Here is a 246-nt window from a genome sequence, read left to right as displayed (position 1 = left end):
CCCTCCTTTATCCCCCCGACGCCCCGCTCCGCCCGCGTGTCCTTGAGCTCGGGGTCGTCGTGTTGCGCCAGTGACACCTTGAGCACCCTGAGGTCCAGTAGCGCCCGTGTTACCTTGAATACCCTGAGGCCCGGTAGCGCCCGTGTTACCTTGAGGTCCCGTAGGCCCGGTAGCGCCCGTGTTACCTTGAGGTCCAGTAGCACCAGTAGGGCCAGTGGTTCCGTGAGGTCAATGAGGGACAGGAGG

Annotated in this window: 1 protein-coding gene; it reads right to left on the bottom strand. The window is 64.2% G+C overall.

What is annotated here, in order from left to right; all coding sequences use genetic code 11:
- Window positions 1–246, bottom strand: a 246-nt coding sequence (locus JDS82_RS29335; protein WP_275952032.1) for a hypothetical protein, incomplete at both ends; no start/stop codon positions are given.

The sequence above is a fragment of the Bacillus cereus group sp. N14 genome, assembly GCF_016483555.1.
In the GTDB taxonomy this organism is placed as follows: domain Bacteria; phylum Bacillota; class Bacilli; order Bacillales; family Bacillaceae_G; genus Bacillus_A; species Bacillus_A wiedmannii.
This window is presented reverse-complemented; position numbering and strand designations above follow the sequence as displayed.